This is a genomic window from Flavobacterium sp. IMCC34518, from assembly GCF_027111095.2.
In the GTDB taxonomy this organism is placed as follows: domain Bacteria; phylum Bacteroidota; class Bacteroidia; order Flavobacteriales; family Flavobacteriaceae; genus Flavobacterium; species Flavobacterium praedii.
On sequence record NZ_CP114284.2, the window covers coordinates 510,118 to 520,000 of the forward strand.

Genomic DNA, 9,883 nt, shown 5'->3' on the forward strand with positions numbered 1-9,883 from the left:
GTAAAAAATAAATGTAACAATGAACATTACAAAAAATATTCACGAATGGCTTTTTAGCCTCATGCCTTCTGGTGTTGCAAGTATAGTTGAAATGGTTTTGATAGCCGTAGTTTATCTTGCTGTTTTTGCTGTTGCTGGATTGTACTTGGTTTTGCTCGAAAGAAGAGTTGCAGCATGGTTTCAATTGCGAATTGGACCAAATAGAGTGGGATATCAAGGTGTTTTTCAAACCATGGCCGATGCTTTAAAATTGGTATCCAAAGAGTTGACAGGAACCATAAAAGCTGATAAATTTTTATACAATTTAGCTCCTTATTTTGTTATCGTTTCTGCATTAATGGCCTTGTCTCTTTTCCCTTTTTCGAAAGAATTCCAAGCATTTGATATTAATATTGGTGTTTTCTTTTTAATAGCAATTTCCTCCATTGGTGTTATCGGAATCTTATTGGCAGGATGGAGTAGCAACAATAAATTTGCTTTAATCGGCGCCATGCGAAGCGGGGTTCAAACCATTAGTTACGAACTATCTGTTGGTTTGTCATTATTAACAATGGTTTTAATGACGGGTTCGTTACAACTTTCGGAAATTGTTGAAGTTCAAAAAAACGGTTGGCTTATTGTACAAGGACACATTCCTGCAATCATTGCCTTTTGTATTTATATGATTGCTGGAACAGCAGAAACCAATAGAGCTCCTTTTGATTTGGTAGAAGCCGAATCTGAGTTGGGTGCTGGTTTTCACACGGAATATTCTGGGATGAAATTTGCGTATTTCTTCTTGGCCGAATTTATTAATATGTTTATAATCTCAGCTATAGCGACCACTGTTTTCTTTGGCGGATATTTATCCCCATTTGGCATAACCGAATCGATACCTCTTTTGGGCGTATTCTGGTTTTTGAGTAAAACTTTGGTTATCATTTTTTTAATGATGTGGTTTAGATGGACATTTCCAAGATTAAGAATTGATCAGCTCCTCGTATTAGAATGGAAATATTTACTCCCTTTAAATCTATTAAACTTGGTAATAATGGCCTTGATCGTATTACTAAAACTAACCATTCAATTTTAAAAGTCATGAGTTATTTTTCTGATATATATAATGGCGTTAAAACACTGCTTACGGGAATGAGTGTTACTGGAAAGTATTTTTTACATTCCAGAAAAGGGGCTATAACCCAACAATATCCCGACAATAGAGATACCTTAAAAATGTTTGATCGTTTTCGTGGCGAAGTTGTTATGCCTCATGATGAAAATAATTTGCATCGGTGTACAGGTTGTCAAAAATGTGAGTTGGCTTGCCCAAACGGAAGTATCGAAATTATTTGGGATCGACAAATTGATCCTGAAACGGGCAAAAAGAAAAAATTAATAGACAAACATATTTACCATTTAGGAATGTGCACCATGTGTGGTTTATGTATTGAAGCCTGTCCAACAGATGCTATCAAATGGGCTCAGAATTTTGAAAATTCGGTTTACGATAGAAAATACTTAACTAGAGTTTTAAACAAACCAGGATCAAAAGTGGTGTCTGGACTTGAAGATTAATCTTATGGAAAAAATTGTATTTTATATTTTGTCAGTGATAATGATTGTTGGTGCAATTGCTTCTGTAACCAGTCGCCAAATGCTTCGATCCGTTATTTATCTACTATTTGTGCTCATCGGAATAGCAGGAATTTATTTTTTGATTGATTATAATTTCTTAGCTGCCGTTCAACTTACCGTTTATGCAGGTGGTATAATTGTGCTCATCATATTTTCGGTGCTTTTGGTTCATCATATTGAAATGGAACTGGAAGTTGCTAAAAAATCAAAACAATTTCTAACGGCTTTTATTTGTTTGATTGGACTTTCTATCTTTTTATATACTATTTATTCGAATGATTTTAAAGTTATAGAAAACACAAAAGCCACAACAGTATCGGATATTGGAATGGGACTTTTGAACTACGAGGCTGGAGGATTTATTTTGCCCTTTGAAGTAATCAGTATTTTATTATTAGCAGCAATAATTGGAGCAATAATCATAGGTAAAGGTGACAAACTAACTAAAAACGAAGAAATATTATGATAGCAGGAATAAGCATATACGAAATTCTCACCCTTACTTCTATCCTGTTTTTTATAGGTATTTATGGGTTTATTACTCGAAAAAACTTGATTTCAATTTTAATTTCTCTCGAATTAATTTTAAATGCTTCAGCTGTAAATTTTGTTGTCATCAACAAGTATTTATATCCCGACGCTTTACAAGGTGTTTTCTTTTCCATCTTTATCATAGCAGTGGCTGCTGCCGAAACCGCTCTAGCTGTTGCAATTATTATCAACCTTTATAGACAAATTAGCTCTGTAGAAGTGAAGGACACTGAAATTATGAAGTACTAATATTCTGAAAACATGAACATAACTTATATTTTTTTAATTCCGTTAATTCCACTGGCTGTGTTCTTGCTTTTGGGAATTTTTAACCAGCAAATCAAACCAGCCGTTTCTGGATACATTGGTGTTTTGGGATTGTCGATTTCGGCTGCTCTATCTTATTATACAGCTTACCAATACTTTTTTGTTTTGGGAAAAGTCGAAGGAGTTTACCAAACATTTGTCGAAAAAACCGTATGGATGAACTTTACAGATACCTTGCATATTGATATGGGAATATTGATTGACCCAATTACTGTAATGATGCTCATCGTGGTAACGACAATTTCTTTGATGGTTCACATCTATAGTCGAGGATATATGAAAGGCGACGATGGATATACCAAGTTCTTTGCCTTTTTATCGTTATTCTCTTTTTCAATGCTTGGATTGGTATTGGCGACAAATCTTTTTCAAATTTACATTTTCTGGGAATTAGTGGGTGTTTCCTCTTATTTGCTAATTGGTTATTATTACACGAAAACTTCGGCAGTGGCCGCTGCAAAAAAAGCCTTTATTGTAACTCGATTTGCTGATTTTGGGTTCTTGATTGGAATTTTGATCGTCGGATATTACGCTGGTACTTTTGATTTTCAGACTTTAAATGCCGTCAATCCAGAAGGAGAAGGGTTGCTTTTGCATTGGGGAGCTTCCTCTTTTATGGGATTGTCTGTAATTACTTGGGCACTGCTTCTCATATTCATGGGTGGAGCTGGAAAATCGGCCATGTTTCCTTTGCACATCTGGCTACCAGATGCTATGGAAGGACCAACACCCGTTTCTGCTTTAATACACGCTGCAACAATGGTTGTCGCGGGTGTTTTTTTGGTGGCTAGATTATTTCCAATGTATTATTTCGTAGAAAATGGATTTGCTTTGAATGTTGTGGCTTATGTCGGCGCATTCTCTTCTTTGTTTGCCGCTATAATTGCCATTACTCAAACGGATATTAAACGAGTTTTGGCTTTTTCAACTATGTCTCAAATTGGGTATATGATGTTGGCGTTGGGAGTTTCTGGTTACAATGGTCAAGAAGGCGTTGGGTATATGGCATCCATGTTTCATTTGTTTACTCATGCCATGTTCAAAGCCTTGTTATTCTTAGGGGCTGGTTCTGTGATTCACGCTGTACACAGTAACTATTTAAAAGATATGGGAGGATTACGCAAGTACATGCCCATTACGAATATTACGTTTTTGATTGCAGCATTGGCAATAGCAGGAGTTCCTCCATTTGCAGGTTTTTGGAGTAAAGATGAAATTTTGGTTGCTGCTTTCGAAAAAAATCAATTGCTTTATTTTGTTGGCCTTTTCGTGGCGGGATTAACCGCTTTTTATATGTTCCGCCTTTATTTTGGAATATTTTGGGGCAAAGAAACCCAATACAAACACACGCCTCATGAATCACCAATGTCAATGGCTTTTCCTTTATTGTTCTTGGCCTTTATGAGTATTGTAGCAGGTTTTATTCCTTTTAGCGAATTTGTAACTGCCGACAAAATTGGGTTCGAAGGGCATTTAGATTACACATTAGCAGCTGTAGCAGTAGGTACTGGATTGACGGGTATTATTTTGGCTTGGGTATTCTATAAAAAAGAAAATGAATTAGCCCAAAAGTTTGCCAGTGGATTTGGAGTGTTTTATAAATGGACGTATCATAAATTTTATTTTGACGAAATATATATGTTCGTTACCAAAAAAATTATTTTCAACCTTATATCAACGCCAATTGCCAAATTCGATAAAAAATATGTTGATGGCACGATGGAAGGTATTGGTAACAAAACAGTACTCGTTTCTCAAAAAATAAAAGGATTACAATCAGGAAGGTTGCAAGATTATGCTATGTTTTTTGTCTCGGGTGTTGTAGTTATAGCTTTGGTTTTTATTTATTTATGGACAAACTAATTAAATAATATGGATATTTTATCACTTTTTGTAATTGTACCTGTACTCACCATTATTGCTTTGGTCTTTACCAAAGGATTAAAACAGGCACGAACTATTTCGATGGTTGGAAGTATCATCCAATTGGGTATGGCGATTCATTTGGTCTTTGCCTATTTTAAAGAAAGAGCTATAAACAACAGCGTAATGCTCTTTACTCAAGATACGGTTTGGTTTAAAAATTTCAACATTCATTATGCCATTGGCGTTGATGGCATTTCGGTGGCGCTATTATTATTGACTTCAATTGTAGTTTTAGCAGGTGTTTTTATTTCATGGAAAACAGAAGATTTACCCAAAGAATTTTTCATTTCTCTTTTGGTTTTAGCATCAGGAGTGTATGGATTCTTTATTTCCATTGATCTGTTTACCATGTTTGTATTTTATGAAATTGCGGTAATTCCAATGTATTTGCTAATTGGAATTTGGGGGTCAGGTCCCAAAGAATATTCGGCAATGAAATTAACGCTAATGTTAATGGGAGCTTCTGCTATTTTATTAGTAGGTGTATTGGGAATCTACTTTAATTCGAACGCAGATGGAGGTGCCTTAACATTCAACATTTTGGAAATTGCCAAAGTACACATCCCATTTGAAGCACAGAAATTATTTTTTCCATTTACTTTTATTGGGTTTGCAGTATTAGGCGCTTTGTTTCCATTTCATACTTGGTCTCCAGATGGTCATGCCTCTGCTCCAACTGCAGTATCAATGCTTCATGCAGGAGTTTTGATGAAATTAGGAGGCTATGGCGTTTTTAGAATTGCCATGTTTTTATTACCGCTAGGAGCAATAGAATGGTCTTGGTTTTTCATTATATTATCTGCAACAGGAGTCATTTATGGAGCCTTTGGAGCATTATACCAAACCGACCTTAAATATATAAATGCTTATTCCTCAGTAAGTCACTTGGGTATGGTGTTGTTTACTTTATTAATGTTGAACAAAACGGCTTGGAACGGTGCTATTTTACAATCTCTTTCACATGGATTTATGACAGCCTTATTTTTTGCCTTAATAGGAATGATTTATGGAAGGACACATACTCGGGACATTACCAAATTGGGAGGTCTTCTGAAGGTGATGCCGTTCATATCGGTTATTTATGTTATTGCAGGTTTGGCTTCGCTGGGATTGCCTGGATTTAGTGGTTTTGTGGCCGAAATGAACATTTTTGTTGGTGCTTTTCAACACCAAGAAATGTTTTATAGAGTAGCTACCATAATTTCAGTATCGGCAATTGTAGTAACAGCAGTTTACATTCTTCGAGTTCTAGGAATAATGCTTATGGGACCCATAAAAAATGAAGAATTTTTGGATTTACCAAAAGTAACTTGGTTCGAAATAACAGGTATTATGCTATTATTAATTCCAATGATTGGTATGGGAGTTGCCCCACTTTGGTTAAGTAATATGACAATGGCAAGTATACAACCATTCATTCAAGGAGTACTAAATCATTAAAAAAAACAAAAATGGATTTGAACAGTTTTAATATAATGAGACAAGAAATTTTCCTTTTGGCAATTATTTTATTGCTAATTGTAGGCGAAATTTTCATACCCAATAACAAAAAATCAAGCATCGTACATTTAGCCCTTTTCTTATTTGGAATTCATACCATAATAGGTTTTTTTACAATCGAAGAAAGCAGCTTATTTGGCGGAATGTTTCGTACCAATACCTTAATTCATTTCTTCAAAAATGTTCTTAATGTTGGAGTATTGATAGTATTGCTTCAATCGGCTGATTGGATTCAAGAGAAAATGGTGCATTTAAACAAAGGAACCGAGTTTTTTATGCTCTTATTTTCTTCTCTTTTAGGAATGTATTTTATGATTTCATCAGGTGATTTTCTAATGTTCTATATCGGATTAGAATTAGCAACCTTACCTGTGGCTGCTTTGGTTGCTTGGGAAACCTCCAAAAGAATCTCCAGTGAAGCCGGCATCAAATTTATATTATCAGCTGGATTGGCTTCGGGAGTTTCCTTATTTGGAATCTCATTGTTGTATGCCTCGACAGGTTCGATCTATTTTGAGGATCTCCTAAAACTTTTAACGAGTACCAATTTAACACTATTGGGTTCTATTCTGTTTTTCTCGGGATTGGCATTCAAAATATCGTTGGTTCCGTTTCATTTTTGGACTGCAGATGTGTATGAAGGGGCGCCAATTGGAGTTGCATCTTATTTATCCGTTATATCAAAAGGATCTTCCGCTTTTATTTTAATGATTTTAATGTTTACAATCCTAAAACCATTAATGCACATTTGGGAAAACATTATTTATGTCATTGCAATAGCCACTATGTTTATTGGAAATTTGTTTGCTTTACGCCAACAAAACATGAAACGTTTCTTGGCCTTCTCCTCAATAGCACAAGCAGGTTTCATATTATTGGGACTAATTTCGGGAACACAATTAGGAACCGCAACGGTAGTTTATTTTGTACTTGTTTACATTTTTTCCAATTTAGCCGCTTTTGGAGTTGTACAAGCCATTTCATTACAAACAGGCAAAGAAAATAGAGATGATTATAATGGGCTTTATAGAACAAACCCCAACCTCAGTCTCGTGATGATGCTAGCTTTGTTTTCATTAGCCGGAATACCTCCAGTAGCAGGTTTTTTTGGTAAATTTTTCTTGTTCGCAGCCGCTGCAAGCAAAGGATATTATCTATTGGTTTTCTTAGCTGTTGTCAACGTAACTATTTCGCTTTACTATTATTTGTTGGTGGTGAGAGCAATGTTTATCAGAAAAAATGAAAACCCTATTCCTTTTTTTAATAACAAAATTTACATGCGTTTGGGACTTATTATTTCAGTATTAGGGATTCTAGTTCTTGGTTTATACAGTCCGCTTTACGATTACATTTTTGAATTAAGCAACATATTTAATAAATAAGTTATGGCATCACTAGACGGAAAACATTCATTTGGAAGTATTGGCGAAACCAGAGTCACTTTTGTCGAAAAAGGAGTAGATGAAAGTCGTTCCAATTTCTTGAAAAAACTATTGGAACACAATGGTTTTGAAGTAATACTTGATGAAGAAAAGAAAAAAAACGAAGAAGACCCTCAATTGTTTACCGTTGCAGTCACCGATATGGTTTTCAATCCTACCATCTGGATATTCGAACGAAAATTAAAAACCCAAGACGGCCATAGAGTAACCCAAGACTACTGGTTTCAAAGAACAAATGCAACCAAACCACAATATTGGAAGAATTCGTAACCAGAAATAATTCAGTTTTTAATTTAACCCAGATTCCGCATTAGACTTTGTAACGAAGCAGAATTATTCAATAAAAGCAAGTGCTCACGGACTATTTTTAAATGAGGAATACTTTTGTATTTTGATTTTAAAAATGGGAGAACCAAGCGAAGCGTATCTTGAACTCCAAAATAAAATAAAATAGTGTGAAAAAAGTGCTTGATTTTGCAGAAGAATTCAGATGTAGTAGATTTCTAATGCGGAATCTGGGTTTAAATAATAAGGGCGAGACCCCATTATAGAAAGGGGGCAAAATAAGCATACCGCTTATTCACCCCCTTTCTATACAGCGGTCGGGCTGTTTGCGCTACTTCGGTAGCCAGCGTCCATCCCTCTCGCAATTCAGTTTTCAAAACAAATGTATTGACCTTATATTTTTTTATAACCAAAAGAAATAATTAAATGCGGTATTTAATGCAACACTATTAATTATTAAAATCCAAAATTACAAAGTTAGTTTCTTAACGATTTCGGCGACAGAGGTAATTTCAGTTGTATTCTCAATTGTTGGACCCGCGACCCAAACTGTTTTGTAGGTTACTTGTGTTGCCGCTTTAGTAACAGCATTCGATCCCATCATATAGCGAATCATTTTTACCCACTTTTTTAGCGATTTATTTTTATTCAACGTTTTTTCCAACCAAGTTTGTTGCGTACCTACTTTCTGAACATAAGGCGTATTGATAACCGTACAAGGTGTACCCGATATTTTTTCGGTCAACACAATATCCTTTGCACCATAATCAACGCATGCTTGTTTATATTCCTGTGAAACACCCGATTCAAACGAAGCTATAAAAGGACTTCCCACAGAAACACCAACTGCTCCATAGCGTAACATTGTTTCCAATTCTTGCTTTGTACCAACACCTCCCGCAGAAATAACGGGTAAAGTTGTATTCAAATTTAATTCTCTTATTAATTCCTCAGCAGAAAGTAAACCTCTATGCCCACCAGCTTGATTGTTTACAGCAATTAATGCATCAGCACCCAAACTTTCTACTTTTTTTGCAAAAGCTAAATCCGTAACATCGCAAAAAACTTTAATTCCAACTTTATGGGCTGCATGTATAGTCTCTTCTGGCGAACCTAAAGAAGTGATTATAAAGTCAACTTTTTCTTCACACAAAACCGCTAATTGATCCTTGTATTTTATATTTGATTTATTGACAATTAAATTATATCCAAAACTACCTCCTTCTACTTTCGCATTTCGAAGTTCGATAATAGAAGCACGCAATTCGTCTAAAGTACGGTAATTTAAAGCCGGAATACAACCTGCAACACCCGATTTCATACCTTCAATAACCATTTTTGTATTCGAAACCAAAAACATTGGTGCCATAATTAATGGCTTATTAATCTGTAAAAGAGCAGTTAGTGAAGGTTTTGTCATTACATATATTTTTTATATTTCACAAATATAACATAATATACTACGCATGAATAGTATTTGAAAAATTAATTAAAAGCATGCTTTTTGCTTCCCCACAGGTTTTGATTCCATTCCATTTAAAAACTAGTGCAAACTAAAAAAACTTTACTTAGCATAAGCTAAATAAAGTTTTTATTGTACTCAGAGCGGGACTTGAACCCGCACGAACATTGCTGTTCACTGGATTTTAAGTCCAGCGTGTCTACCAATTTCACCATCCGAGCATAGTGGTACCTCCAGGGATCGAACCAGGGACACATGGATTTTCAGTCCATTGCTCTACCATCTGAGCTAAGGTACCAAAATAGAATAAACTATTTTTACAAAAAACCCTTCATCAATTTATGAAGGGTTTTTAAAAAGAAAGGCGACGACATACTCTCCCACATAACTGCAGTACCATCTGCGCAGGCGGGCTTAACTACTCTGTTCGGGATGGGAAGAGGTGAGCCCCGCCGCAATAACCACCTTAAGAGGTTACAATTGCTTTGGGCAATCATCTATAATTAACAATTGATAATTCACAATTCATAATTATAGTAATATCTTAACATACTGAGATAAAGAATATAAAAAGTATTAGAAAGTTTCTTCTCCCGACCGGAGTCGGGAGAAAAGGTGTACATAAGCTTACGGGTTATTAGTACTACTCGACTATGACATTACTGCCTTTACATCTATAGCCTATCAACGTGGTCATCTCCCACGACCCTTAAAAGAAATCTCATCTTGTGGTGGGTTTCGCGCTTATATGCTTTCAGCGCTTATCCCTTCCAAACGTAGCTACTCTGCGATGCTC

Annotated in this window: 9 protein-coding genes, 2 tRNA genes and 2 rRNA genes (1 of these 13 cut by a window edge); 8 read left to right on the forward strand and 5 right to left on the reverse strand. The window is 35.5% G+C overall.

Translation table 11 applies throughout. The annotated features are described in order from the left end of the window. Nucleotides 1-19 precede the first annotated feature (19 nt). From nuoH to OZP06_RS02135, 8 genes are read left to right on the forward strand one after another with little or no spacing between them, the layout of a single operon-like run. Nucleotides 20-1,072, forward strand: coding sequence for an NADH-quinone oxidoreductase subunit NuoH (nuoH, locus tag OZP06_RS02100; protein ID WP_269223480.1), 1,053 nt, complete (start codon nucleotides 20-22; stop codon nucleotides 1,070-1,072). Nucleotides 1,073-1,077: 5 nt separating this feature from the next. Next, nucleotides 1,078-1,554 (forward strand): 4Fe-4S binding protein, encoded by a 477-nt coding sequence (locus tag OZP06_RS02105; protein ID WP_269223481.1) that lies wholly within the window; start codon nucleotides 1,078-1,080, stop codon nucleotides 1,552-1,554. A 4-nt stretch (nucleotides 1,555-1,558) separates the two neighbouring features. Next, nucleotides 1,559-2,080, forward strand: a complete 522-nt coding sequence (locus OZP06_RS02110; protein ID WP_269223482.1) for an NADH-quinone oxidoreductase subunit J — start codon at nucleotides 1,559-1,561, stop codon at nucleotides 2,078-2,080. After that, nucleotides 2,077-2,394 (forward strand): NADH-quinone oxidoreductase subunit NuoK, encoded by a 318-nt coding sequence (gene nuoK / locus OZP06_RS02115; RefSeq protein ID WP_269223483.1) that lies wholly within the window; start codon nucleotides 2,077-2,079, stop codon nucleotides 2,392-2,394. Before OZP06_RS02110 ends, nuoK begins: the two co-directional genes overlap by 4 nt. 12 nt (nucleotides 2,395-2,406) lie before the next feature. After that, nucleotides 2,407-4,335 (forward strand): NADH-quinone oxidoreductase subunit L, encoded by a 1,929-nt coding sequence (nuoL, locus tag OZP06_RS02120; RefSeq protein WP_269223484.1) that lies wholly within the window; start codon nucleotides 2,407-2,409, stop codon nucleotides 4,333-4,335. 9 nt (nucleotides 4,336-4,344) lie between these two features. Further along, entirely contained in the window at nucleotides 4,345-5,838 is a 1,494-nt protein-coding gene (locus OZP06_RS02125) for an NADH-quinone oxidoreductase subunit M (RefSeq protein WP_269223485.1), read from the forward strand. 35 nt (nucleotides 5,839-5,873) lie between these two features. Continuing rightward, nucleotides 5,874-7,280 (forward strand): NADH-quinone oxidoreductase subunit N, encoded by a 1,407-nt coding sequence (locus OZP06_RS02130; protein WP_281324175.1) that lies wholly within the window; start codon nucleotides 5,874-5,876, stop codon nucleotides 7,278-7,280. A gap of 3 nt (nucleotides 7,281-7,283) precedes the next feature. Then, the gene (locus tag OZP06_RS02135; RefSeq protein WP_281324176.1) at nucleotides 7,284-7,610 is read left to right on the forward strand and encodes a hypothetical protein; all 327 of its coding nucleotides are present in this window, start codon (nucleotides 7,284-7,286) and stop codon (nucleotides 7,608-7,610) included. Nucleotides 7,611-8,094: 484 nt separating this feature from the next. On the opposite strand, the gene OZP06_RS02140 is transcribed toward OZP06_RS02135, so the two are convergent. The 5 genes from OZP06_RS02140 to OZP06_RS02160 form a co-directional block, all read right to left on the reverse strand. Continuing rightward, nucleotides 8,095-9,045 (reverse strand): nitronate monooxygenase, encoded by a 951-nt coding sequence (locus OZP06_RS02140; protein WP_269223488.1) that lies wholly within the window; start codon nucleotides 9,043-9,045, stop codon nucleotides 8,095-8,097. A gap of 177 nt (nucleotides 9,046-9,222) precedes the next feature. Further along, a tRNA-Leu gene (locus OZP06_RS02145) sits at nucleotides 9,223-9,308 on the reverse strand. Between the two features lie 4 nt (nucleotides 9,309-9,312). Next, nucleotides 9,313-9,385: transfer RNA gene (locus OZP06_RS02150), tRNA-Phe, on the reverse strand. 61 nt (nucleotides 9,386-9,446) lie between these two features. Continuing rightward, nucleotides 9,447-9,556, reverse strand: a 5S ribosomal RNA gene (gene rrf, locus OZP06_RS02155). A gap of 148 nt (nucleotides 9,557-9,704) precedes the next feature. Further along, a 23S ribosomal RNA gene (locus OZP06_RS02160) occupies nucleotides 9,705-9,883 on the reverse strand (it continues 2,710 nt past the right edge of the window).